24 protein-coding genes are annotated in these 22974 nt (G+C 61.8%); 11 read left to right on the forward strand and 13 right to left on the reverse strand.

The features are described from left to right. Positions 1-70: 70 nt before the first annotated feature. The 8 genes from hisG to LQ215_RS15015 form a co-directional block, all read right to left on the reverse strand. The gene (hisG, locus tag LQ215_RS14980) at positions 71-706 is read right to left on the reverse strand and encodes an ATP phosphoribosyltransferase (protein ID WP_058546605.1); all 636 of its coding nucleotides are present in this window, start codon (positions 704-706) and stop codon (positions 71-73) included. 128 nt (positions 707-834) lie between these two features. Further along, positions 835-2100, reverse strand: a complete 1266-nt coding sequence (gene murA / locus LQ215_RS14985) for a UDP-N-acetylglucosamine 1-carboxyvinyltransferase (RefSeq protein ID WP_018614024.1) — start codon at positions 2098-2100, stop codon at positions 835-837. A gap of 22 nt (positions 2101-2122) precedes the next feature. Further along, positions 2123-2362: a BolA family protein gene (locus LQ215_RS14990; RefSeq protein WP_003221710.1), complete on the reverse strand. Its 240-nt coding sequence runs from the start codon at positions 2360-2362 to the stop codon at positions 2123-2125. A gap of 115 nt (positions 2363-2477) precedes the next feature. Next, the gene (locus LQ215_RS14995) at positions 2478-2783 is read right to left on the reverse strand and encodes an STAS domain-containing protein (RefSeq protein ID WP_230151015.1); all 306 of its coding nucleotides are present in this window, start codon (positions 2781-2783) and stop codon (positions 2478-2480) included. 8 nt (positions 2784-2791) lie between these two features. Continuing rightward, entirely contained in the window at positions 2792-3445 is a 654-nt protein-coding gene (locus LQ215_RS15000) for an MlaC/ttg2D family ABC transporter substrate-binding protein (RefSeq protein ID WP_230150974.1), read from the reverse strand. Positions 3446-3456: 11 nt separating this feature from the next. Next, positions 3457-3924, reverse strand: a complete 468-nt coding sequence (mlaD, locus tag LQ215_RS15005; protein ID WP_003178020.1) for an outer membrane lipid asymmetry maintenance protein MlaD — start codon at positions 3922-3924, stop codon at positions 3457-3459. Next, positions 3924-4721 (reverse strand): lipid asymmetry maintenance ABC transporter permease subunit MlaE, encoded by a 798-nt coding sequence (mlaE, locus tag LQ215_RS15010; protein WP_058546607.1) that lies wholly within the window; start codon positions 4719-4721, stop codon positions 3924-3926. Before mlaE ends, mlaD begins: the two co-directional genes overlap by 1 nt. Then, positions 4721-5530, reverse strand: coding sequence for an ATP-binding cassette domain-containing protein (locus LQ215_RS15015; RefSeq protein ID WP_230150975.1), 810 nt, complete (start codon positions 5528-5530; stop codon positions 4721-4723). The genes mlaE and LQ215_RS15015 overlap by 1 nt, the downstream gene beginning before the upstream one ends. A gap of 273 nt (positions 5531-5803) precedes the next feature. Between LQ215_RS15015 and LQ215_RS15020 the strand changes: the two genes are divergently transcribed. The 10 genes from LQ215_RS15020 (at position 5804) to LQ215_RS15065 (ending at position 12811) form a co-directional block, all read left to right on the forward strand. Continuing rightward, positions 5804-6778: a KpsF/GutQ family sugar-phosphate isomerase gene (locus LQ215_RS15020; RefSeq protein WP_153387659.1), complete on the forward strand. Its 975-nt coding sequence runs from the start codon at positions 5804-5806 to the stop codon at positions 6776-6778. Beyond that, complete coding sequence (locus LQ215_RS15025) at positions 6779-7303, forward strand: KdsC family phosphatase (RefSeq protein ID WP_014336638.1); 525 nt, start codon at positions 6779-6781, stop codon at positions 7301-7303. It begins immediately after the preceding gene. 7 nt (positions 7304-7310) lie between these two features. Continuing rightward, entirely contained in the window at positions 7311-7880 is a 570-nt protein-coding gene (gene lptC, locus LQ215_RS15030) for an LPS export ABC transporter periplasmic protein LptC (RefSeq protein ID WP_057451136.1), read from the forward strand. Continuing rightward, a complete protein-coding gene (gene lptA / locus LQ215_RS15035; RefSeq protein WP_230150976.1) occupies positions 7867-8415 on the forward strand; it encodes a lipopolysaccharide transport periplasmic protein LptA in 549 nt (182 codons plus the stop codon). The genes lptC and lptA overlap by 14 nt, the downstream gene beginning before the upstream one ends. Next, the gene (lptB, locus tag LQ215_RS15040) at positions 8415-9140 is read left to right on the forward strand and encodes an LPS export ABC transporter ATP-binding protein (protein WP_018614004.1); all 726 of its coding nucleotides are present in this window, start codon (positions 8415-8417) and stop codon (positions 9138-9140) included. Before lptA ends, lptB begins: the two co-directional genes overlap by 1 nt. A gap of 164 nt (positions 9141-9304) precedes the next feature. Then, positions 9305-10798 carry an RNA polymerase factor sigma-54 gene (locus LQ215_RS15045; RefSeq protein ID WP_003197849.1) on the forward strand — a complete coding sequence of 498 codons (1494 nt, stop codon included), beginning with the start codon at positions 9305-9307 and terminating at the stop codon, positions 10796-10798. A 76-nt stretch (positions 10799-10874) separates the two neighbouring features. Beyond that, the gene (gene hpf / locus LQ215_RS15050) at positions 10875-11183 is read left to right on the forward strand and encodes a ribosome hibernation-promoting factor, HPF/YfiA family (RefSeq protein WP_039010540.1); all 309 of its coding nucleotides are present in this window, start codon (positions 10875-10877) and stop codon (positions 11181-11183) included. Positions 11184-11195: 12 nt separating this feature from the next. Further along, entirely contained in the window at positions 11196-11660 is a 465-nt protein-coding gene (ptsN, locus tag LQ215_RS15055; RefSeq protein ID WP_230150977.1) for a PTS IIA-like nitrogen regulatory protein PtsN, read from the forward strand. A 2-nt stretch (positions 11661-11662) separates the two neighbouring features. Next, on the forward strand, positions 11663-12520 hold the full coding sequence (gene rapZ, locus LQ215_RS15060) for an RNase adapter RapZ (protein WP_058546616.1): 858 nt from the start codon (positions 11663-11665) through the stop codon (positions 12518-12520). Positions 12521-12535: 15 nt separating this feature from the next. Continuing rightward, a complete protein-coding gene (locus tag LQ215_RS15065) occupies positions 12536-12811 on the forward strand; it encodes an HPr family phosphocarrier protein (protein ID WP_212797529.1) in 276 nt (91 codons plus the stop codon). A 204-nt stretch (positions 12812-13015) separates the two neighbouring features. On the opposite strand, the gene pmbA is transcribed toward LQ215_RS15065, so the two are convergent. Further along, entirely contained in the window at positions 13016-14362 is a 1347-nt protein-coding gene (gene pmbA / locus LQ215_RS15070) for a metalloprotease PmbA (protein ID WP_057451544.1), read from the reverse strand. Between the two features lie 108 nt (positions 14363-14470). Here pmbA and yjgA point away from each other — a divergent pair, with 108 nt between their 5' ends. Further along, the gene (gene yjgA / locus LQ215_RS15075) at positions 14471-14995 is read left to right on the forward strand and encodes a ribosome biogenesis factor YjgA (protein ID WP_014336624.1); all 525 of its coding nucleotides are present in this window, start codon (positions 14471-14473) and stop codon (positions 14993-14995) included. A gap of 157 nt (positions 14996-15152) precedes the next feature. Here yjgA and tldD read toward each other — a convergent pair whose 3' ends face one another. The 4 genes from tldD to rng all read right to left on the reverse strand — a co-directional run bounded on the left by tldD (position 15153) and on the right by rng (position 22925). Beyond that, positions 15153-16595 carry a metalloprotease TldD gene (gene tldD / locus LQ215_RS15080; RefSeq protein WP_053118465.1) on the reverse strand — a complete coding sequence of 481 codons (1443 nt, stop codon included), beginning with the start codon at positions 16593-16595 and terminating at the stop codon, positions 15153-15155. 5 nt (positions 16596-16600) lie between these two features. Further along, positions 16601-17464, reverse strand: a complete 864-nt coding sequence (locus tag LQ215_RS15085) for a carbon-nitrogen hydrolase family protein (RefSeq protein WP_230150979.1) — start codon at positions 17462-17464, stop codon at positions 16601-16603. Positions 17465-17603: 139 nt separating this feature from the next. Continuing rightward, positions 17604-21407, reverse strand: coding sequence for a YhdP family protein (locus tag LQ215_RS15090; RefSeq protein ID WP_230150982.1), 3804 nt, complete (start codon positions 21405-21407; stop codon positions 17604-17606). Positions 21408-21467: 60 nt separating this feature from the next. Further along, positions 21468-22925, reverse strand: a complete 1458-nt coding sequence (gene rng, locus LQ215_RS15095; RefSeq protein WP_018613976.1) for a ribonuclease G — start codon at positions 22923-22925, stop codon at positions 21468-21470. Positions 22926-22974: the final 49 nt, after the last annotated feature.

Genomic DNA, 22974 nt, shown 5'->3' on the forward strand with positions numbered 1-22974 from the left:
TCGCGTGGGCACCTGAGAAAATTGGCTATGACACGGATAGACGGGCGCGACTCAAGGTCGCGCAGGTGAATCAGCCGCGGTGTCGCGATTCCACTGCCTTGCGCAGGGTATCGATCAAAGCCTGGATACGGGCGTGCTGCATTTTCATCGAAGCCTTGTTGACGATCAGCCGGGAGGTGATGTCAGCGATGAAATCCTGGGGTTCCAGGCCATTGGCCCGCAGGGTGTTGCCGGTGTCGACCACGTCGATGATCTTGTCCGCCAGCCCAATCAGCGGCGCCAGCTCCATCGAACCGTACAACTTGATGATATCCACCTGACGGCCCTGCTCGGCGTAATAACGCTTGGCAATGTTGACGAACTTGGTCGCCACGCGCAAACGCCCCTTGGGCTGCGGCGCGCCGACTTTACCGGCGGTCATCAGCTTGCAGCGGGCGATCTGCAGGTCCAGGGGTTCGTACAGGCCCTGGCCGCCGTATTCCATCAGCACGTCCTTGCCGGCAACGCCCAGGTCGGCGGCGCCATGTTCCACGTAGGTCGGCACATCGGTGGCACGCACGATCAGCAAGCGCACGTCGGCCTGGGTCGTGGGGATGATCAGCTTGCGGCTCTTGTCCGGATTCTCGGTCGGCACGATGCCCGCTTCAGCCAGAAGCGGCAGGGTGTCGTCAAGGATGCGGCCCTTGGACAGTGCGATGGTCAACATGGGAAACGTCAGTCCTTATCAAGGTACTCATGCCCGGTCGCAAGCGGCGCCGGACACACATCGAGGGTGCAAACACCCTCGATGTGAAACGAAATCAACGGGCACGTCCTTGTGCCATGCAGCCGGAACTAGCCCGGTACGCGGCGGATCTTGGCGCCGAGCATCTGCAGTTTTTCTTCGATGCACTCGTAGCCACGGTCGATGTGGTAGATGCGATCGATCAGGGTATCGCCTTCGGCAACCAGGGCCGAGATCACCAGGCTGGCCGAGGCCCGCAGGTCGGTGGCCATCACTGGCGCGCCCTTGAGCTTCTCGGTGCCGGTGACGATGGCCGTGTTGCCTTCGACCTGGATCTTGGCGCCCATGCGGTGCAGTTCGTAGACGTGCATGAAACGGTTTTCGAAGATCGTCTCGATCACAGCGCCCGTGCCTTCGGCAATGGCGTTGAGGGAGATGAACTGCGCCTGCATGTCGGTCGGGAACGCCGGGTACGGAGCGGTCCGCACGTTGACGGCCTTTGGCCGCTTGCCGTGCATGTTCACTTCGATCCAGTCTTCGCCGCAGGTGACTTCGGCACCGGCTTCCTTGAGTTTCTCCAGGACGGCTTCAAGGATGGTCGGATCGGTGTCCTTGACCTTGACGCGGCCACCGGTGACGGCTGCGGCCACCAGGTAGGTGCCGGTTTCGATCCGGTCTGGCATCACTTTGTAGGTGGCCGAATGCAGGCGCTCGACGCCATCGATGGTGATGGTGTCGGTGCCGGCGCCGCTGATCTTGGCACCCATGGCGATCAGGAAGTTCGCCAGGTCGACCACTTCAGGCTCGCGCGCGGCGTTTTGCAGCACGCTGCGGCCCTTGGCCAGTGCGGCGGCCATCATGATGTTCTCGGTACCGGTCACACTGACGGTATCGAAGAAGAAGTGCGCGCCGCGCAAGCCGCCTTCCGGCGCCTTGGCCTTGATGTAGCCGCCTTCGACGTCGATCACCGCGCCCATGGCTTCCAGGCCGCGAATGTGCAGGTCCACCGGACGCGAGCCAATGGCGCAACCGCCAGGCAAAGCGACTTCGGCTTCACCGAAACGGGCGACCATCGGGCCCAATACCAGGATCGACGCACGCATGGTCTTCACCAGTTCGTACGGGGCGATCAGGGTCTTGATGGTGCGCGGGTCGATCTCGACGCTGAGCTTCTCGTCGATCACCGGCTCAATGCCCATGCGGCCGAACAGCTCGATCATCGTGGTGATGTCGTGCAGGTGCGGCAGGTTGGCTACGGTCACGGGACCGTCGCACAGCAGGGTCGCGGCGAGGATCGGCAGGGCGGAGTTCTTTGCCCCGGAAATACGGATTTCGCCATCAAGACGAACGCCGCCGGTAATAATCAGTTTATCCATAAGAATCTCGAGGCCCTTGGGCTCAGGTGCGCTCGGCCCAGGCCGCGCGGCTGAAAAATTTCATCGTGACCGCGTGGATGCTGCCATCGGCGATCCATGGGTTCAAATGGGCATAGATGCTCTGCTGACGCTTCACTGGGCTCAACGCCGCCAGTTCATCGCTGATCACGTTCAACTGGAAGTTGCAGCCTTCGCCTTCAACCTCCACCTGCGTACCAGGCAGCTTTCCTTCTAGGAAGCTCTTCACTTCTACAGCCTGCATGCTCAACCTCAATCGGCGCCCTGTGCGCGCGGGTCGCACATCATACAAAAAAGCCCCGCGCCTGCGAACCCCGCGAAGCAGGACTCTGACGGGGGGACTTTTCCAACGATGTGGGTCAGGGGTGCGCCAACAGCTCGGTCAGTTCGCTGACCTGGGCTATTTCGCGCATGTCTTCGGGCATCCCACGGATGCTCCACGTCTTGCCGGCGGCCTTGGCGTCCCGCATGAAGCACAGCAGCAGCGACAGGCCGACGCTGCTGGACTTCTGCACCGCCGAGCAGTCAATGACCACCTCGGTGGCACTGACGGACTTGATCAGCGCCTGGCCCTGCTTGCGCAGGGCCGGGCCGGTGCGGTAATCCAGCACGCCACTGAGCATCAGCACGCCAGCCTCATCCAGACGAACGGCCGACTCACTCACCGACTCGATCATTGTGCCTGCTTCTCTTTGGCTTCTTCGGCCACGTCCTTGGCCTTGGCGACCTCACCGGCCCAACCATTGATGGTCTTGTCCAGGTCGTTGCCATTGCGCTGCATCGCGTCGGCGAACTGATCACGGAACAGCTTGCCGATGTTGATGCCATTGATGATCACGTTGCGCACCTTCCACTCGCCGTTGATTTTTTCGAGTGTGTAGGAAACAGGGTAGATCGCGCCATTGTTGCCCTTGACCTGCATGTCAACGCTGGTGCGGTTGCCGTTTTCATCCTTTGCCGGCGAAACGGTAATGCCCTGGTTGTTGTACTCAAGCAAGGCGTTGCCATAGAACTGCATCAGGCTGCGCTTGAAGTTCTCCTGGAAGCGGGTCATCTGCGCCGGGCTCGCCTTGCGCGAGTACTTGACGGTCATGATGCTCTTGGAGATGCCGTCGGCGTCCACCACGGGGCCGACGATGCCGTTCAGCGCGTCATAGAAAGCACTGGGGTCCTGCTTGTATTTCTCTTTGTTGGCGGAAAGGTCTGCCAACAACCGGGTCGTCGTGTCCTGGATGATGTCATGGGCCGAAGGCGCAGCCGTGGCGTTAGCCATCAACGGCAGCGCCGCGAGCAACACCAACAGGCCACGTCGCAAGATAGAGATCATTCAAAAGCTCCTCATTTGGCGTCTTTGCTAACGGTATTGAGCAGGAATTTACCGATCAGGTCCTCGAGCACCAGGGACGATTGCGTGTCGTGGATGACGCCACCGTCCTTGAGCACGGTGTCTTCCCCGCCCACGCTGATGCCAATGTATTTCTCACCCAACAGCCCAGCCGTGAGGATAGATGCAGTGGAATCAGTCGGCAGGTTGTCCACGCGCTTTTCCAACTGCAGCGTCACCCGACCGGTGAAATCCTCGCGATTCAGATCGATGGCCGTGACCTTGCCGATGGTGACACCGGCCATGGTCACTTTGGCTCTGACCGTCAAACCGGCGATATTGTCAAAGTTTGCATAAAGTTTATAAGTATCGGTGCTTGCCGTCGGCGCCAGCCCACTGACCCGCAGGGCCAGCAGCAGCAAAGCCAGGATGCCAGCCAGCAAGAAAAGGCCGACACCGATTTCCAGGGTGCGGTTTTGCATCAGAAATCTCCAAACATCAAGGCGGTCAGAATAAAGTCAAGGCCCAGGACCGCCAGCGAGGCGTACACCACGGTCTTGGTTGTGGCACGGCTGATCCCCTCTGACGTGGGCTCACAGTCATAGCCTTGAAACACGGCGATCCAGGTCACGACGAAAGCGAACACGGCACTTTTGATCACGCCATTGAGGACATCGTCGAGGAAGTCGACGCTGTTTTGCATGTTCGACCAGTAGGAACCTTCATAGACCCCCAGCCAGTCTACCGCCACCCACGAGCCGCCCCAGATCCCCACGACGCTGAAAATGATCGCCAGCACCGGCAGGGAAATGAAACCGGCCCACAGGCGCGGGGCAATGATGTATTTGAGCGGGTCGACGCCGATCATTTCCAGGCTGGACAACTGTTCGGTGGACTTCATGTTACCGATTTCGGCCGTCAGCGCCGAACCTGCACGCCCGGCAAACAGCAGCGCCGTGACCACGGGGCCGAGCTCACGCAGCAGCGTCAGCGCAACCATCTGCCCGACCGCCTGCTCCGAGCCGTAGCTGGACAAGATGTTGAACCCCTGCAGCGCCAGGACCATGCCGATGAAGATCCCGGAGACCACGATGATCACCAGGGACATCACGCCCACCGAGTGCAACTGCTTGACCAGCAGGCTAAAACCACCACCCGTGGAGTTGCGCCCAAGCAGGGCATGCATCAGAAACAGCGAGGAACGACCCAGCACAGCCACCACATCGATACCGGAGCGGCCGAACAGGCGAATTCTTTCCAATAGTGATTTCTTGCGCATCAGCGCTTCCCCAGCAGATCGGTACGGTAATCCGTGGCCGGAAAATGGAACGCCACCGGCCCGTCCGGATCACCCTTCATGAATTGGCGAATGCGCGGGTTGTCCGAATCCATCAGTTCCCGGGGCGTACCCTGCCCCAGCACCTGGGTATCACCGACTACATAGATGTAGTCGGCAATGCTGGCGGTTTCGGCCAGGTCGTGGGAAACCACGATGCTGGTGATGCCCAGCGCATCGTTGAGCAGGCGGATCAGGCGCACGAGCACGCCCATGGCGATCGGGTCCTGCCCGACGAAGGGCTCGTCGTACATGAGGATCTTCGGATCGAGGGCAATCGCCCGCGCCAACGCGACCCGACGCTTCATGCCGCCGGACAGCTCGTCGGGCATCAGGTCGAGGGCGCCCCGCAGCCCAACGGCCTGCAACTTGAGCAGGACGATGTCGCGGATCATCTCTTCCGGCAGCTCGGTATGGACCCGCAATGGGAACGCCACGTTCTCGAACACATCGAGATCGGTAAACAGCGCGCCACTCTGGAACAGCACGCCCATGTGCTTGCGCGCATCGAACAGGTCGCTACGAGACAACTCGGGTAGATTCTGACCATTGACCCAGACTTCGCCGGCGCTGGGGCGCAATTGTGCCCCGATCAGACGCAGCAGCGTGGTCTTGCCACACCCGGAAGGCCCCATGATGCCGGTGACCTTGCCGCGTGGAATGCGAATATCGATGTCATTGAAAATGCTGCGCGTCCCTCGCTTGAAGGACAGTCCCTTCAGCTCGACCGCGTAGGCGTTGTCGGCACTCATCTAAACTCCTTGCGATCAGCCTCACATTCGAATGCCCAGGGCAGCCGACAAGCGCCGGTACCGCCGGGCATGCGAACCGGCGGCGAACTATATCACTGCAACAGCCAAGCGCCCAAGGCCGACACCCCGCCTGTTAAGCCTGGCTTAAGGTAAAAAGCCACATTTTATGTCGAACCTTGCGGCCCCGCGAACAAAGCATGACGAACTTACGTGAGGGAATTGTTCATTGCCGCTATAATCGCCGCCTTTTCATCGGGCTATACGATTTCTGACATGAGCCAATCCAGCGACCTGATTCAATCGGCACAACGTACCATCCGCCTCGAGCTCGAAGCCGTACAAGGCTTGGTGCCCCATATCGACGCTGATTTCGTACGCGCCTGCGAGATGATTCTGGCCAGCAAAGGCCGCGTGGTCGTGGTCGGCATGGGCAAGTCCGGGCACATCGGCAACAAGATCGCCGCCACCCTCGCCAGCACCGGCACCACGGCCTTTTTTGTCCATCCGGCCGAAGCCAGCCACGGAGACATGGGCATGATCACCCGGGACGACGTCATCCTGGCCCTGTCCAACTCCGGCTCCACCAATGAGATCATCACGTTGCTGCCGCTGATCAAGCGCCTGGGCATCCAGTTGATCAGCATGACCGGCAACCCGGACTCGCCGCTGGCCAAGGCCGCCGAAGTGAACCTCAATGTTCATGTCGAACACGAAGCCTGCCCGCTGAACCTGGCACCGACCTCTTCCACCACCGCAGCCCTGGTCATGGGCGACGCCCTGGCCGTGGCGCTGCTGGAAGCCCGCGGCTTCACCGCGGAAGACTTCGCCTTTTCCCACCCCGGTGGCGCCCTCGGTCGTCGCCTGCTGCTGAAAGTCGAAAACGTGATGCACGCCGGCCAGGAGTTGCCGCAAGTGCTGCGCGGCACGCTGCTCAAGGACGCGCTCATGGAGATGACCCGCAAGGGGCTGGGCATGACAGTGGTCCTGGAGGCCGACGGCAAGCTCGCCGGGATCTTCACCGACGGCGACCTGCGCCGCACCCTGGACCGCACCATCGACATCCACAGCGCGACCATCGAGCAAGTCATGACGCCCCACGGCAAGACCGCCCGCGCCGAGATGCTCGCCGCCGAAGCCCTGAAAATCATGGAAGACCACAAGATCAGCGCCCTGGTGGTCGTCGACGACGAAGACCGTCCGGTGGGCGCCCTGAACATGCACGATTTGCTGCGTGCGGGAGTCATGTAAATGAACACAGACCTGTTGCAACGCGGCCAAGCCATCAAGCTGGCGGTGTTCGATGTCGACGGCGTGCTGACCGACGGTCGCCTGTACTTCCTTGAAGACGGCAGCGAGTTCAAGACGTTCAACACCCTCGACGGCCAAGGCATCAAGATGTTGATGGCCGCCGGCGTGCAGACCGCTATCATCAGCGGGCGCAAGACCCCAGTGGTCGAGCGGCGCGCGAAGAACCTCGGCATCCCGCACCTTTACCAGGGGCGCGAAGACAAACTGGTGGTGCTGGACGAGCTTCTGGGTCAACTCAACCTAAGCTATGAACAGGTGGCCTACCTCGGCGACGACCTGCCAGACCTGCCGGTGATTCGCCGGGTCGGCCTGGGCATGGCGGTCGCCAACGCGGCCAGCTTCGTGCGCGAGCATGCCCACGGCGTCACCACGGCGCGAGGTGGCGAAGGTGCCGCCCGCGAATTCTGTGAACTGATCCTGCGCGCCCAGGGCCGCCTCGAAGCGGCCAACGCCGCCTACCTGTGAGCCATTTATGCTGAGCAAGAAGATTCGCACCATCGTGGTGTTCGGCTGTATCGCGGCGATTTTTGCCGCGGTGGGCTACTGGAACATCAGCCCCGAACGGTTTCTCGACCAGCCTGCGGCCCAGATCGAGGAAAAGATCGACTGGTACGCGACCAACACGCATACCCTGCAGTACCTGCCCGACGGCAAAGTGCAATACGAGATGACGTCCGACAAGGTCGACCACGTAAAAGCCACTGACATTACGCTGGTCACCAAGCCCGACCTGAACATGTTCCGCGGCACCGAATTTCCGTGGCACGTACAGAGCGAGCACGCCGAAGTCAATTCCGGCGGCACCGAAGTGGAACTGATCGACTCGGTGCGCGTCGCCCGAACCGACGAGAAAAACCGCACGACCATCATCACCAGCACGCGCATGACCGTGTTCCCACAGCAAGAATATGCGCAGACCGAGCAACCCGTTAGAATCGACGGCGCCGGGGGTGTGTCGACCGGCACGGGAATGAAAGCGTATTTGAAGGAAAGCAGGATACACCTGCTATCGAACGTAAGAGGACAGTATGAAGCTCGCTAAAACCCTCCCTATTTTGCTCAGTCTGGGCGCAGCACTGGGAAGCGCGAGCGCCTGGGCTCTTCCCGCCGACCGCGACCAGCCTATCCGCATCCAGGCCGACGATGCCCAGCTCGACGACAAGAATGGCGTCGCCACCTATAAAGGCGACGTGATCATCACCCAGGGCTCGATGAAGGTCACCGGCAATACCGTGACCATCACCCGCACCCCGGCCGGCGACATCGACGTGGTGACCTCGGTGGGCAACCTGGCCTATTTCGAGCAACTGCAAACCGCAGGCGATACCAAGCCAGTTCAGGGCTATGGGGTAACCATTCAATACCACGCCTCCAAGGATCGCGTGGTCCTGATCGACCGCGCCAAGGTCGTCGACAAGGACAACAACGTCACCCAGGGCGAGAAAATCGTCTACGACACCGTCAAGAAACTCGCCACCGCCGGTCGCGCCACCGGCAGCAAGGTGACCGAGCAGCGTCCGCGGATCGACATGGTGATCCAACCGAAAAAGAAAACCGACGAGCAGAAGGCCCAGTAATGGCAACTCTGAAAGCTCAGCATCTGGCCAAGAGCTACAAGAGCCGTCAAGTCGTGCGTGATGTCAGCCTGTCCATCGACAGCGGCCAGATCGTCGGCCTGCTCGGCCCCAACGGCGCGGGCAAGACCACTTGTTTCTACATGATCGTCGGCCTGGTCCAGGCCGACCAGGGTCGCGTACTGATCGATGACCTGGATGTCAGCCACCAGCCGATGCACGGCCGGGCGAAGGCAGGTATCGGCTATTTGCCGCAAGAAGCGTCGATCTTCCGCAAACTGTCGGTTGCCGACAACATCATGGCGATCCTCGAGACTCGCAAGGAACTCGACAAGGCCGGTCGCCGCCAGGAGCTGGAAAGCCTGCTGCAGGAATTCCACATCAGCCACATTCGCGACAACCTTGGCATGAGCCTGTCCGGTGGTGAGCGGCGCCGCGTGGAAATCGCCCGCGCACTGGCCACCGCACCGAAGTTCATCCTGCTCGACGAACCGTTCGCCGGCGTGGACCCCATCTCGGTGGGTGACATCAAGCAGATCATCCATCACCTCAAGGCCAAGGGGATCGGCGTGCTGATCACCGACCACAACGTGCGCGAGACGCTGGATATCTGTGAAACCGCCTACATTGTCAATGACGGCCAATTGATCGCCGAAGGTGATTCCGCCGCGATCCTGGCTAACGACCTGGTCAAGGAAGTGTACCTGGGCCACGAGTTCCGCCTGTAAGCACACGTGTCTGGCGAATTGCCCGGGCGTCGTTTAATTTTATTATGGCGACGCTCTAGGCAAACACTTCGGTTTCAGGCATATAATTTGCTTAAGTTTGGCGCCTCGGCGCCCTGTAGTGGATGGCGCATGTGCGCCGGCGAATAAGGTGTTAAGCCCCTGCCATGAAACCATCGCTAGTCTTGAGAATGGGCCAGCAGCTGACGATGACACCGCAGCTGCAACAGGCCATCCGCCTGCTCCAATTGTCGACCCTGGACCTGCAACAGGAAATCCAGGAGGCCCTGGAGTCCAATCCGATGCTCGAACGCCAGGAAGAAGGCGACGACTTCGACAATACCGACCCGCTGGCCGACAACGTCGAGCAGAAGACCAACACCGAAATTCCGGAACCGGCCTACCAGGAAACCGCCCCGACGGTGGACAACCTGGAGGATGGCGAATGGAACGAACGCATTCCCAACGAACTGCCCGTGGACACGGCCTGGGAAGACGTCTACCAGACCAGCGCCAGCAGCCTGCCGAGCAGCGATGACGACGAGTGGGACTTCACCACCCGCACCTCTGCCGGCGAAAGCCTGCAAAGCCACCTGCTGTGGCAGTTGAACCTGGCGCCGATGTCCGACACCGATCGCCTGATCGCCGTGACCCTGATCGATTGCATCAACAACCAGGGCTATCTGGACGAGACGCTCGAAGAAATCCTGGAAGCCTTCGACCCCGAGCTCGACATCGAGCTGGACGAGATCGAAGCCGTCCTCCATCGTATCCAGCAGTTCGAACCGGCCGGCATCGGCGCCCGCAACCTGGGCGAGTGCCTGTTGCTGCAACTGCGCCAGTTGTCCGCCAAGACACCGTGGCTGGCCGAAGCCAAGCGGCTGGTCACCGATTACATCGACCTGCTGGGCGGCCGCGACTACAGCCAGCTGATGCGTCGCATGAAGCTCAAGGAAGATGAGCTGCGCCAGGTCATCGAACTGGTGCAGAGCCTCAATCCGCGCCCCGGTTCGCAGATCGAATCCACCGAGCCCGAATATGTGGTCCCCGACGTGATCGTGCGCAAGCACAATGATCGCTGGCTGGTGGAACTCAACCAGGAGTCGGTGCCCAAGCTGCGGGTCAACGCCCAGTACGCCGGCTTTGTGAAACGCGCCGACACCAGCGCCGACAACACCTTCATGCGCAACCAGTTGCAGGAAGCGCGCTGGTTCATCAAGAGCCTGCAAAGCCGCAACGAAACCCTGATGAAAGTGGCCACCCAGATTGTCGAGCATCAGCGCGGCTTCCTGGAGTACGGCGACGAAGCGATGAAACCGTTGGTCCTGCATGACATTGCCGAGGCAGTGGGCATGCACGAGTCGACGATTTCCCGGGTAACCACCCAGAAATTCATGCATACCCCTCGGGGTATCTATGAATTGAAATACTTTTTCTCCAGCCATGTCAGCACCTCCGAAGGCGGCGAATGCTCGTCCACGGCCATCCGCGCGATCATCAAAAAACTGGTGGCCGCGGAAAATCAGAAAAAGCCGTTGAGTGACAGCAAGATCGCTGGTTTACTGGAGGCACAAGGCATTCAGGTGGCCCGCCGTACCGTCGCCAAATACCGCGAATCCCTCGGGATCGCGCCTTCGAGCGAACGCAAGCGGTTGATGTAACAGGCCACGCCACAGCGTTCCAGTGGCAGGTATTTCTGCCTGCCGCTTTATGCACTGGCAACGAAGGAGAAGCTGTATGCAAGTCAACATCAGTGGACACCAACTGGAAGTGACCGAACCCCTGCGCACCTACATCGGCGAAAAACTCGAACGATTGGAGAGGCATTTCGACAAGATCACCAACGTGCAAGTCACGATGAACGTCGAGAAGCTGCTGCAGAAAATCGAAGCCACGCTGCATATCCCCGGCGGAGAAGTGGTTGCCAACGCAGAGCACACAGACATGTATGCCGCGATTGACCTGCTGACCGACAAGCTGGATCGCCAACTCAAAAAGCATAAGGAAAAGACCCAGAGCCTCCTCCAGGGCGCGACCGGTCGTTAACCCCCCCAATCCATGATCCGACTAGAAACCATCCTGACCCCCGGCCGTTCCCAAGTGAACGCGCCGGGCGGCAGTAAAAAGAAAGCCCTCGAGCAAATTGCCAACCTGATCCACCGCGAGGTGCCGGATCTGGAAATGCAGGACGTCTTCGAGGCCCTGATTGCCCGTGAAAAACTCGGTTCCACCGGTTTTGGCAACGGCATCGCCATTCCCCATTGCCGTCTCAAGGGTTGTACCACGCCGATCAGCGCGCTGTTGCACCTTGAAACCGCCATAGATTTCGACGCCATCGACGGCGCTCCGGTCGACCTGCTGTTTGTATTGCTGGTACCGGAAGCGGCGACCGATGCGCACCTTGAGCTGCTGCGCCAGATTGCCAGCATGCTGGACCGCAAGGAAGTGCGCGAAAAACTGCGCAGCGCAGCGAGTAACGAAGCTCTGTACCAGGTAGTCCTGGACGAGCAGAACGGTCATTAAACATGCGCATGATCATTGTCAGTGGCCGCTCCGGCTCCGGTAAAAGCACGGCCCTCGCCGTGCTTGAGGACAGCGGCTACTATTGCATCGACAATTTGCCCGCCGGCCTGTTGCCGGAACTGGCCGAGCGCGCCCTGATCCACACCGAACTGGCGCAACCACTGGTGGCGGTGTCCATCGATGCGCGTAACCTGCCAAGCCACCTGTCGCGTTTTCCTGAACTGCTCGAGGAAGTGCGCAGCCGGCATATCCAGTGCGACGTGCTGTACCTGGATGCCGATGAAGAAACACTGCTCAAGCGTTTCTCCGAAACCCGCCGGCGTCACCCGCTGAGCAATGCCAACCGCTCCCTGGCCGAAGCCATCGAGGATGAAAGCCAGCTACTGGGGCCGATTGCCGACCTGGCGGACCTGAAGGTCAACACCACGCACCTGAACCTGTATCAGTTGCGCGACACGATCAAGCTGCGCCTGCTCAACCAGCCTGAGCCGGGCACGGCGTTCCTGGTGGAGTCGTTCGGTTTCAAGCGTGGCATGCCCGTAGACGCCGACTTGGTGTTCGATGTGCGCTGCCTGCCCAATCCTTACTGGAAACCGGAATTGCGCGAGCAGTCCGGGCTCGACCAACCGGTGATCGACTACCTGGCCGCCCAGCCGGATGTCGAGGAAATGTACCAGGACATCTCCAGCTACCTGCTCAAATGGCTGCCCCGCTTTGCCGCGAGCAACCGCGCCTATGTCACGATCGCCATCGGTTGTACTGGCGGCCATCACCGCTCCGTCTACCTGACCGAACGCCTGGGTCAACTCCTGCAACAATCCCTGAAGAACGTCCAGGTTCGCCACCGCGACCTCAGCTAAAGGATTCACATCGCGATGCCTGCTCAGGAAATTGAAATCATCAACAAGCTGGGTTTGCATGCCCGAGCGTCGGCCAAGTTCGTCGGCGTCGCGGGCCAGTTCAAAGACACTACCATCAGGGTTGGCCGCACACCCGAAACTGCGGTCGACGGTAAAAGCATCATGGCGATGATGATGCTCGCCGCCGGCAAGGGCACCAAGATCCATCTAAGCACCGAAGGTGAACAGGCGCAGGAAGCGATGGATGCGCTGGTGGACCTGATCAACCGATACTTCGACGAAGGCGAGTAACTGCCCCAGGACTTGAGTCGGGCTTGTTGTGGCGAGGGAGCTTGCTCCCGCTGGGCCGCGAAGCGACCCCAAAATCTTACGGTCGCTGCGCAACCGAGCGGGAGCAAGCTCCCTCGCCACAAAAGCGCGCTCGCCACAGGATTTTCGGGTAAAAAAAAAGGCGCGTCATCACATAGATGACGCGCCTTTTTTACTGGCTGAGCGTTAGCTACCCGCCACCGTCATCCGCTCGATCAACACCGAACCGGTGCGGATGTTGCTGCGCAATTCCAGATCGTTGCCCACGGCCACGATCTGCTTGAACATGTCGCGCATGTTCCCGGCGATGGTCACTTCCTGGACTGGGAACTGGATCTCGCCGTTCTCGACCCAGAAACCCGCCGCGCCACGGGAATAGTCTCCGGTGACCATGTTCAGGCCGTGGCCCATCAGTTCGGTCACCAGCAGGCCCCGGCCCATGCGTCGCAGCAAGGCGGCCTGGTCTTCTTCGCCATGGGTCACGAACAGGTTATGCACGCCGCCGGCATTGGCGGTGCTCGGCATGCCGAGCTTGCGACCCGAATAGGTGCCGAGGATGTAGGACACCAACTCGCCGTTTTCCACGAACGGCTTGGCGTAGGTAGCCAGGCCATCGCCGTCGAACGCGGAGCTGCCCATGGCCTGCATCAGGTGCGGACGCTCGTCGATGGTCATCCACTCCGGGAACAGTTTCTGGCCCAGCGCGCCCTCGAGGAACGACGACTTGCGGTACAGGTTGCCGCCGGACACCGCCGACAGGAAGCTGCCAAACAAGCCACCGGCCAGCTCGGCCGAAAACAGCACCGGCACTTCGCAGGTCGGCACCGGCCGCGCGCCCAGGCGGCTGGCCGCCCGTTGCGCGGCTTTCTGGCCAATGCTCACCGGGTCCGCCAGCAAGGTGCCCTGGCGGTTTACGTCGTACCAGTAATCGCGCTGCATCTGGCCGTTGGCTTCGGCGATCATCACGCAACTGAGACTGTGGCGGGTCGATGCATAACCGCCGATGAAACCGTGGCTGTTGCCATAGACCCGGCAGCCCTGGTGGGTATTGAGCGTCGTGCCGTCGGCGTTCTTGATCCGGCTGTCAGCTTCGAATGCCGCGGCTTCGCAACGCAGTGCCTGTTCGATGGCCTGCTCGGGGGTGATGTCCCAGGCGTGGAACAGGTCGAAGTCGCGCAGCTCCTTGCACATCAGCGCGGCATCGGCCAGGCCCGAGGCTTCGTCTTCGGAGGTGTGCTTGGCAATCGCCAGTGCCGCGGCAACGGTTTCGCGAATGGCCTCCGGGCCGCTCGCCGAAGTGCTGGCCGAGCCCTTGCGCTGGCCCACGTACAAGGTGATGCCAAAGCCCTGGTCGCGATTGAATTCGACGGTTTCCACCTCGCGCTGGCGCACCGATGTCGACAGGCCCTGTTCCAGGGACACCGCCACTTCACAGGCACTGGCGCCCTGGCGCTTGGCCTCGGCAAGGATCTGCTCGACTTGTTCCTGCAGTGCCGGCAATGCTTGCGGGCCGACGCTTTGAACTGCACTCATGGTGTTCTCCACTCAAATTCTGCTTTCGGTGATGGCCTTCGAGCGACCGGGCCGGACAAGCGGCCCCCGACTGGTTATCATGGCGGCGTTTCTTTGCGGACTGCCACCATGGTTGATTCTTACGACGACTCCCTCTACGAGGGTGAAAAAAGCAAATCCCAGGTCAAACGCGAGCTGCATGCTCTGGTTGACCTCGGCGAGCGCCTGACAACACTCAAGCCTGACTTGCTGGCAAAACTGCCATTGACCGACGCCTTGCGCCGGGCACTGGCCGATGCGCCCAAGCACACCGCGAATATCGCGCGTAAACGGCACCTGCAATTCATCGGCAAACTGATGCGCGATCAGGACACTGACGCCATCCTGGTCCTGCTCGATCAACTCGATGCCTCCACCCGGCAGTACAACGAACGTTTCCACAACCTGGAGCGCTGGCGCGATCGCTTGATCGCAGGCGACGACGGCACCCTGGAAAAATTCGTCATCGACTACCCCGAGGCTGATCGTCAGCAATTGCGCTCCCTGATCCGTCAGGCCCAGCACGAACTGGCGCAGAACAAGCCACCGGCCTCGAGCCGTAAAATCTTCAAGTACATCCGTGAGCTGGACGAAACCCAACGCGGCCTGCGCTGAGTTCCATCCGCTCTGTAGGAGCTGCCGCAGGCTGCGATCTTTTGATCTTTCGCTCTTTCGCTTGGGACCCAAGTGTCTGGGGAAAGATCGCAGCCTCGTTGCACTCGACAGCTCCTACACAGCTCCTACACAGCTTCTACATGGATCGTGTACATCCTTAAGCGCCCGTGCCACCCACGGTAATCGCATCGATCTTCAGGGTCGGCTGGCCAACGCCCACCGGCACCGATTGCCCATCCTTGCCGCACGTGCCCACACCGCTGTCCAGCGCCAGGTCGTTACCGACCATCGACACCTTGCTCATCGCCTCCGGCCCGTTGCCGATCAGGGTCGCGCCCTTGACCGGTGCGGTGATCTTGCCGTCTTCGATCAGGTAGGCCTCGCTGGTGGAGAACACGAACTTGCCGCTGGTGATGTCCACCTGGCCGCCGCCGAGGTTCGCGCAATAGATGCCTTTTTTCACCGAGGCGATGATTTCCGCCGGATCGCTTTGGCCACCGAGCATGTAGGTGTTGGTCATGCGCGGCATCGGCAGGTGCGCGTAGGATTCACGACGACCGTTGCCTGTACGGGCCACGCCCATCAGCCGGGCATTGAGCTTGTCTTGCATGTAGCCCTTGAGCACGCCGTTCTCGATCAGGGTGGTGCATTCGGTCGGGGTGCCTTCATCGTCGACGCTCAGGGAGCCACGACGCCCGGCCAGGGTGCCGTCATCGACAATGGTGCAGAGTTTCGAGGCGACCATTTCCCCCATGCGCCCACTGTAGGCCGAGCTGCCCTTGCGGTTGAAATCGCCTTCCAGGCCGTGGCCGACTGCTTCGTGCAGCAGCACGCCGGACCAACCGGACCCCAGCACCACCGGCAACGTACCGGCTGGGGCCGGAATGGCCTCCAGGTTGACCAGCGCCTGGCGCAGCGCTTCGCGGGCGTAGCCCATGGCGCGGTCTTCGCTGAGGAAATAACGGTAGTCGGTGCGCCCGCCGCCGCCATGGCCGCCGCGTTCGCGGCGACCGTTCTGCTCGACGATCACGCTGACGTTGAACCGCACCAGCGGCCGCACGTCCGCCGCCAGGCCGCCGTCGGTGGACGCCACCAGGATCCGTTCCCAGACCCCGGCCATGCTGACCGACACCTGCTGGATGCGCGGGTCGAGGGCGCGAGTGGCGACATCGATGCGCTTGAGCAGCTCGACTTTCTCGGCGCGGCTCATGACTTCCAGCGGGTTATCCGGCGCATACAACTGCGCCACGTCCTGGCTGCTGAACGCCTGGACCGTGCCGTTCTGCCCGGCGCGGGAGATCGAGCGGGCCGCACGGGCCGCAGCGCCAAGGGCTTCGAGGGTGATGGCGTTGCTGTAGGCAAAACCGGTCTTTTCACCGGACTGGGCGCGCACGCCCACGCCCTGGTCAAGGTTGAAACTGCCTTCCTTGACGATGCCGTCTTCCAGCGACCAGGACTCGGAGATCTGCCCCTGGAAATACAGGTCGGCCGCATCGATGCCCGGGCCGGCCAGGTCGCCCAGCACGCCTTGCAGGCTGTCGAGGGTCACGCCGCCGGGGGCTAGAAGGTGTTCACTGACTGAGGACAACAACCCGCTCATATGATTTACGCCTTGAATTCGTCGTCTTGGACAGGCCGCTGTCGAGCGCCCTGCGAGAAAAAGCGCCGATGGCTAGCCACCGGCATGCGCGCCCGGATGGACGCCTGTTCGCTGCTGTCGCGCTCGGCCAGCAGCACGGCCTCACCTTGATCCTGTTGTGCCAGCACACGGCCCCACGGGTCGACAATCGCGGCATGGCCAAAGGTCTCCCGCGGCCCCGGATGCACGCCGCCCTGGGCGGCCGCCAGCACGTAGCACTGGGTCTCGATGGCCCGGGCGCGAATCAGCACGTCCCAATGGGCCGCGCCGGTTACTGCGGTAAACGCCGACGGCGCCGTGATCAGTTCGGCCCCGGCAGCCCGCAGCTCGCTGTAGAGCTCCGGGAATCGCAAGTCGTAACAGACCGTCAGGCCCACCCGGCCCACGGGGGTATCGGCAACCACCACGTTAGCGCCATAAGCATAGTCATCCGACTCGCGATAGCGCCCGCGATTGTCCGCCACATCCACATCGAACAGGTGCAGCTTGTCGTAGCGCGCCACGATCTGGCCCTGATCGTCGACCAGCAACGAACAGGCATGGGACCTAGCCTCGGGCTGGTCCACCGGTGGTAACGGCAACGTGCCGGCCACAATCCATAACTTGAGGTCTCGGGCGACCTGTTTCAACCAGGGCAGGATCGGTCCCTGACCAAAGGCTTCGGCACGACCGATATCGGCAATGTCCCGCCGTCCCATCGCGGCGAAATTCTCCGGCAGCACGGCCAGCCTGGCGCCGCTTGCCGCAGCCTGCTCCAGCAGCACGCGGGCACGGGCCAGGTTGGCGAGCACATCGCTCTGGCTGACCATTTGAATCACTGCGACTGGCATGACAGTTCCCCGTTGTTTGGCAGTGCCCTTTGTGGGAGCGAGCTTGCTCGCGATGGCGGTGTATCAGTCAACACACATGTTAGATGTACCGGCCTCATCGCGAGCAAGCTCGCTCCCACAGGGGTTATCGCATCACCTGTCAGAATGGCTTGTCGAAGGTGATCTTCGGCTCTTTCCACGGTCCCTTGACGTCGTATCTTACGCTGGCAAAGCGCGCCACGCGGTCACCGATCAGTTTATCGATCAGAAACAGCGCCCCACCCACCGCCGGTGCGCCAACGATCAGCGCGGCGATTGGCAGGTTGTTGGTCACCGGCAGCGTTACCAGGAGCTTGGCGTCGACCCGGTCGGCGACCATGTCCAGCGTGCCGTTGAGTTCCAGGTTGCTCGACGGCCCGGTCAGGGTAATGGGCTCGCGGGTCACGTACACCCCGTCGCTCGCCACCAACAGCCCTTTGACCCGGTCGTAGCTCAGGCCCTTGCCGAACAGGTCGGAGAAGTCCAGGCGCAAGCGTCGGCCAATGGAGTTGAAATTCAGAAGGCCAAATACCCGCAACGCCTGGGCGCTGCCTTCCACTTCGACAAACTGGCCCTTGCTCAACGACGCATCGAGGCTGCCGGAAAAGCGCTTGGTGGCGACCCACGCCGGCGAGCCGGGCCAGCGGCCGTCGACATCCAGGCGGAATGTCTGGCTGGTCACGCTCGGGGCATAACCCCAGTTCTTGAGCACGTCGCCCAGATTCTTGCCGCTGATACGGCCCTTGTACCAACTGCTGGTGGAACCGGGCGCGCCTTCCCAACCGCCACTGCCGTTCAACACCATGCCCTTGAGGCCCATGTCCAGATCGTTCAGCGCGATGCCCTTGGCGGTCGGCCGCACTTTCAACGACCACGCTCCGATCAGGTCAGGACCCTGGAACAGTTGGTCGATGGCAATATCCATCGCCGGGATTTTGCCGGGATCGACCGACGCCAACGGGTCCGGAGCGTTTTCATCCGCCTGGACCGTCGGGTCTGTGGCCGGCAGGCGCACATAATCAAGCTTGATACCAATCGGGGCGGCCTTCGCATCCGGCAGGCTGACATTGCCCTTGGCCTGCTGGCTGTCGAGCCGCAAGGCCCAGGCGTCCGGCTTGCGGTCCAGTTGCACCGATGCCTGGTCCAGGGTCGTGCCCATGGCCGTGAGCTTGCCGACCGTCAGATCGACGCTGCTGAGCAGTTGCTTGGCACTGCCGCCCGGATCCTGGCCCGCGTATTTGGTCACCAAGTCCTGCCAGGGGCTCACGTCCAGTTCCGACAGTGTGCCGCGCAGTCGCAGTCCCTTGGCCCCGGGCAGAACGGCATCGCCGGTACCCAGCAACAGTTCGCCACGACCGTCGGCGACGTTTCCGCTTGGCGCGGCGTAAGTGAAACTGGCCAGGTCGCCATAATCGACCCAATAACGCCGCTCCGGCCCTTGCAGGGTCATGCGAAACAGCGTGTCGCGCCCGACATCGGCAGCCATGCCGAAGGGTGCCGGCAAGTCCACCGCCACGCCCTTGAGGTTGGAACTGACCGACAACTGGCTGTCGGCACCGTCGAGGATCACTTGCAACTGGTAGGGCACGACACCGGATACCGGCAATGGCTGGGTGACATTCAGCCAACTGGTGAGTTTCTTGACCTCCACCTGCCCGGACGCGGTGACCCGGGTGTTGAGCGCACCAGCGCGGCCCTCGGCGAAAATCTGCGCGGTCACGGGCCGGTCGAATGCCCGGGCACTGATGCCCTTGCCGCTCAAGCCCTTGTTGCTATCGAAGCGGAAATCGCCCTTGAGTTGGGTCAGCTCCAGCGCCGGCTCGCTGAGCTTGAGACGGGCCTTGTCGGTGGCGAAGTCCACCAGGATCTTCGGTTGCTCGCCTTTGACCAGGGGGATGTCGAGCTTCACGCTGCCTTGCAGGTCGCCCTCGCCTTCCCAGCCGGCGAACGTCTCGGCGGTCCCGATCGGTGCGGTCTGGAGGATCTTCAGACCGTCACCCAGTCCGCCGGCGAACCCGCCGTCCAGCAGCAGATGAGAACTCTGCCCGCTGGGTACATGGGGAATATTCACCGACACATCCTTGACCTGGGTCTGGAGCAGCTGACCCTGGCTGGCGTAGATGCGCACGCCGCTGTCCTCGACGAAGACATCGCCGCTGACCTTGCTGACCGAAGGCCAGCCCGGTTGGAACGCCAGTTCGGCATCATGCACCTTGAAAAACAGGCTGATGCTGCGCGCCGCATCCTCCGCACCGTGATTGAGCGAGCCTTGATACTGGAAGAAGCCCTCGTCCACCGCGCCCTTGACGATGGCCGTGCGCAGCCACTCATCCAGCGCCGGGCTGAGGACCGCCGGCAGGTACTTGGCGGTGTAGCGCCCGTCACCGTCCACCAGGCCGACCCGCAGGTCCATGTAGTCTTCCTGGCTGTGGTCGAAATGCAGGCGGATCAGGAAGTCGCCGGCAATCCGGCCCTCCTCGCCCAACACCTTCAAATAGGGCGCGATCAGGGTGAAACCTTGCTTGTCGAGCTTCCAGGTCAGCCGGGCGTTGGCCTGCAGGTACTGCCAGGGCTTGGCGAAAATCGGGTCCAGGTGCAGGGAAAAATCCTTGCTGTCCATGCGCAGCTCGCCGCCACCGAGGTCGCCGCTCAGGCTCCCCGAGACATTGCGCGCAGCCGGGGCACCGCGATAGGCATCAAAGCCCACGGTGTCCAGGTTGGTGGCGAAGCTGATTTTCTGGTCACCGGTGTTCTGTGGCCGGTAGTCCAGCAGCACGTTGCGCAGGCCGCCGGTCACCTTGAGGCGGGCGATGGTCGTCGCCAGGCCTTCGGGCAACGGTGCCAGGGCATTGAGCAAAGGCGTCAACGGGGTCAAGTCGAGGCGGTCGGCCTGCAGGTGCCAGCGCTCCTCGGCCTGTTCGGTGGCAGCACTCTGTTGCAGTTGCAGGCGTGATTCCCAGCGGGTTTCGCCCAGGTTCATCGCCAGGGAATCGAAGGTTGCGGTAAATCCCTGGTCGCCACGCTGGAAATACCCATTGAGCGCCAGGTTATGGATCTGCACCGGCTTGCGCTCGGCGTAGCCACCCAGGATGTCAGGAGCATTCAAGCGCATGGCGGCGCTTTGCACCGTGCCGTCCCCCCAACTCAGCCAGAACTCGCCACCGGCCTTGATCCGGGAAAAATTCCATTGCTGGGTCAGGCGTTTGGGCAGCCATTTGGACCAGTCGCTTTGCGGCAGGCTCAGGTACGCATCGGCCTGGCCATTCTTCCAGTCGCTGGCGCGGACACGGGTGCGCAGGTTGATCGCCACCGGCTGACCGTCAGGCAGGGTCAAGCGCACGTCCAGCCGTTGGCGGGTGGCGCCGGTGCGCAGGCTCAAACCGACGTAGGTGAGGGTCAGCGGTGGTTGCTCAAGGGGCTGCAAGGTCACCTGGCTGTCGAGCAGCGAGAACTTGGAAACCACCTGCATACGTTCGAGCAGTTGCTGCGGATCGAGGGGTTGATCGTCCTGCACCGGCAGGCCTTCCAGGGCCCACTTGCCGTCGGCGCCCTCCTTGAGGCTGATCTTCAGGCCGCTGACTTCCAGGTGGGCAATGCGCACCTGACGTGCCAGCAGGCTGTCCCACAGGTCAGGCACGGCCCGCACCTGATCCAGGTGCAAGGCATTGGGGCCTTCGCCGACCACCACGTCCCGCGCCGCCAGGATCGGCGCCAGGGCGCTCCAGCTACCGTCGAGGCTTCCGATGTGCACAGGCCTGCCCAAGGCGACGCTGGCCCGGGCCTCGACCTCGGCGCGGTATTCGGCCACCAGCGGGGTCAGCTCGCGACCGAGGCTGACGTACAACGCCAGCAGCACCAGCAGCAGCGCGCACAACCCCAGCCCCCAGCGAGTCACCGCCGCCAAAATGCGTGTCAGACGCTCCATGTCAGTGGGCTCCCCTGGCAAAGATAATCAAATCCGCGGGCCCGCCGCTTCCCAAGCTCTTCAGAGCAACACCACGTCGTATTGTTCCTGGGAATACATGGTTTCCACCTGGAAGCGAATCGTGCGTCCGATAAACGCTTCCAGCTCCGCGACATTGCCTGACTCCTCGTCGAGCAGGCGATCCACCACTTTCTGGTTCGCCAACACTCTATAGCCAGTCGCCTGATAGGCGCGCGCCTCCCGGAGGATTTCCCGGAAGATTTCGTAACACACGGTTTCCGGGGTCTTGAGCTTGCCACGGCCCTGGCAACTGCTGCACGGCTCGCACAGCACCTGTTCGAGGCTTTCGCGGGTGCGCTTGCGGGTCATCTGCACCAGGCCCAGCTCGGTGATACCGATGATGTTGGTCTTGGCGTGGTCGCGTTCGAGTTGTTTTTCCAGGGTCCGCAGCACCTGGCGCTGGTGCTCTTCATCTTCCATGTCGATGAAGTCGATGATGATGATCCCACCCAGGTTGCGCAGGCGCAGTTGCCGGGCAATGGCGGTGGCGGCTTCCAGGTTGGTCTTGAAGATGGTTTCTTCCAGGTTGCGATGGCCGACGAACGCCCCGGTGTTGACGTCGATGGTGCTCATGGCCTCGGCCGGATCCACCACCAGGTAGCCGCCGGACTTGAGCGGCACCTTGCGCTCCAGGGCCTTCTGGATTTCATCTTCGACGCCGTACAGGTCGAAAATCGGCCGTTCGCCAGGATAATGCTCGAGGCGGTCGGCGATTTCCGGCATCAGTTCGGCGACGAACTGCGTGGTCTTCTGGAAAGTTTCCCGGGAGTCGATGCGGATTTTCTCGATCTTGGGGCTGACCAGGTCGCGCAAGGTCCGCAGCGCCAGGCCCAGGTCTTCGTAGATCACGCTGGGGGTGGCAATGGTCTTGATCTGCGCGGCGATCTGGTCCCAGAGCCTGCGCAGGTAGCGGATGTCCATGAGGATCTCATCGGCCCCGGCCCCTTCGGCGGCGGTGCGCAGGATAAAACCACCGGCTTCCTTGATGCCTTCTTTTTCCACGCAGTCGCTGACCACCTGCTTGAGGCGCTCGCGCTCGGCTTCGTCTTCGATCTTCAGGGAAATGCCGACGTGGGCGGTGCGCGGCATGTACACCAGGTAGCGCGACGGAATCGACAGTTGCGTGGTCAGGCGCGCGCCCTTGGAGCCGATGGGGTCCTTGGTGACCTGCACCACCAGGCTCTGACCTTCATGCACCAGCGCGCTGATGCTCTCCACGGCCGGCCCTTCGCGCATGGAAATTTCCGACGCATGGATGAATGCCGCGCGGTCCAGGCCGATGTCGACGAAGGCCGCCTGCATGCCCGGCAGCACCCGCACCACCTTGCCTTTATAGATATTGCCGACGATGCCACGCTTTTGCGTGCGCTCGACGTGGACCTCTTGCAGAACACCGTTTTCAACCACCGCCACGCGCGATTCCATCGGCGTGATGTTGATCAGAATCTCTTCACTCATGGCAGGGTCTCGTTCAGGCATGTTCACGATTATGGCCGCATCAAGTCAG

Source organism: Pseudomonas brassicacearum (assembly GCF_918698105.1).
Lineage (GTDB): Bacteria > Pseudomonadota > Gammaproteobacteria > Pseudomonadales > Pseudomonadaceae > Aquipseudomonas > Aquipseudomonas brassicacearum_F.

Excerpts from the sequence above, each read along its gene's own strand:
- LQ215_RS14990 (WP_003221710.1), bottom strand. The coding sequence starts at position 2,362 with ATGCAGGCTGTAGAAGTGAAGAGCTTCCTAGAAGGAAAGCTGCCTGGT.
- mlaE (WP_058546607.1), bottom strand. The coding sequence starts at position 4,721 with ATGCGCAAGAAATCACTATTGGAAAGAATTCGCCTGTTCGGCCGCTCC.
- rng (WP_018613976.1), bottom strand. The coding sequence starts at position 22,925 with ATGAGTGAAGAGATTCTGATCAACATCACGCCGATGGAATCGCGCGTG.
- hpf (WP_039010540.1), top strand. The coding sequence starts at position 10,875 with ATGCAAGTCAACATCAGTGGACACCAACTGGAAGTGACCGAACCCCTG.
- LQ215_RS15090 (WP_230150982.1), bottom strand. The coding sequence starts at position 21,407 with ATGGAGCGTCTGACACGCATTTTGGCGGCGGTGACTCGCTGGGGGCTG.
- murA (WP_018614024.1), bottom strand. The coding sequence starts at position 2,100 with ATGGATAAACTGATTATTACCGGCGGCGTTCGTCTTGATGGCGAAATC.
- tldD (WP_053118465.1), bottom strand. The coding sequence starts at position 16,595 with ATGAGCGGGTTGTTGTCCTCAGTCAGTGAACACCTTCTAGCCCCCGGC.
- lptC (WP_057451136.1), top strand. The coding sequence starts at position 7,311 with ATGCTGAGCAAGAAGATTCGCACCATCGTGGTGTTCGGCTGTATCGCG.
- LQ215_RS15000 (WP_230150974.1), bottom strand. The coding sequence starts at position 3,445 with ATGATCTCTATCTTGCGACGTGGCCTGTTGGTGTTGCTCGCGGCGCTG.
- LQ215_RS15085 (WP_230150979.1), bottom strand. The coding sequence starts at position 17,464 with ATGCCAGTCGCAGTGATTCAAATGGTCAGCCAGAGCGATGTGCTCGCC.
- rapZ (WP_058546616.1), top strand. The coding sequence starts at position 11,663 with ATGCGCATGATCATTGTCAGTGGCCGCTCCGGCTCCGGTAAAAGCACG.
- LQ215_RS15045 (WP_003197849.1), top strand. The coding sequence starts at position 9,305 with ATGAAACCATCGCTAGTCTTGAGAATGGGCCAGCAGCTGACGATGACA.
- lptB (WP_018614004.1), top strand. The coding sequence starts at position 8,415 with ATGGCAACTCTGAAAGCTCAGCATCTGGCCAAGAGCTACAAGAGCCGT.
- yjgA (WP_014336624.1), top strand. The coding sequence starts at position 14,471 with ATGGTTGATTCTTACGACGACTCCCTCTACGAGGGTGAAAAAAGCAAA.
- LQ215_RS15015 (WP_230150975.1), bottom strand. The coding sequence starts at position 5,530 with ATGAGTGCCGACAACGCCTACGCGGTCGAGCTGAAGGGACTGTCCTTC.
- LQ215_RS15020 (WP_153387659.1), top strand. The coding sequence starts at position 5,804 with ATGAGCCAATCCAGCGACCTGATTCAATCGGCACAACGTACCATCCGC.
- ptsN (WP_230150977.1), top strand. The coding sequence starts at position 11,196 with ATGATCCGACTAGAAACCATCCTGACCCCCGGCCGTTCCCAAGTGAAC.
- hisG (WP_058546605.1), bottom strand. The coding sequence starts at position 706 with ATGTTGACCATCGCACTGTCCAAGGGCCGCATCCTTGACGACACCCTG.
- lptA (WP_230150976.1), top strand. The coding sequence starts at position 7,867 with ATGAAGCTCGCTAAAACCCTCCCTATTTTGCTCAGTCTGGGCGCAGCA.
- pmbA (WP_057451544.1), bottom strand. The coding sequence starts at position 14,362 with ATGAGTGCAGTTCAAAGCGTCGGCCCGCAAGCATTGCCGGCACTGCAG.
- LQ215_RS15025 (WP_014336638.1), top strand. The coding sequence starts at position 6,779 with ATGAACACAGACCTGTTGCAACGCGGCCAAGCCATCAAGCTGGCGGTG.
- mlaD (WP_003178020.1), bottom strand. The coding sequence starts at position 3,924 with ATGCAAAACCGCACCCTGGAAATCGGTGTCGGCCTTTTCTTGCTGGCT.
- LQ215_RS15065 (WP_212797529.1), top strand. The coding sequence starts at position 12,536 with ATGCCTGCTCAGGAAATTGAAATCATCAACAAGCTGGGTTTGCATGCC.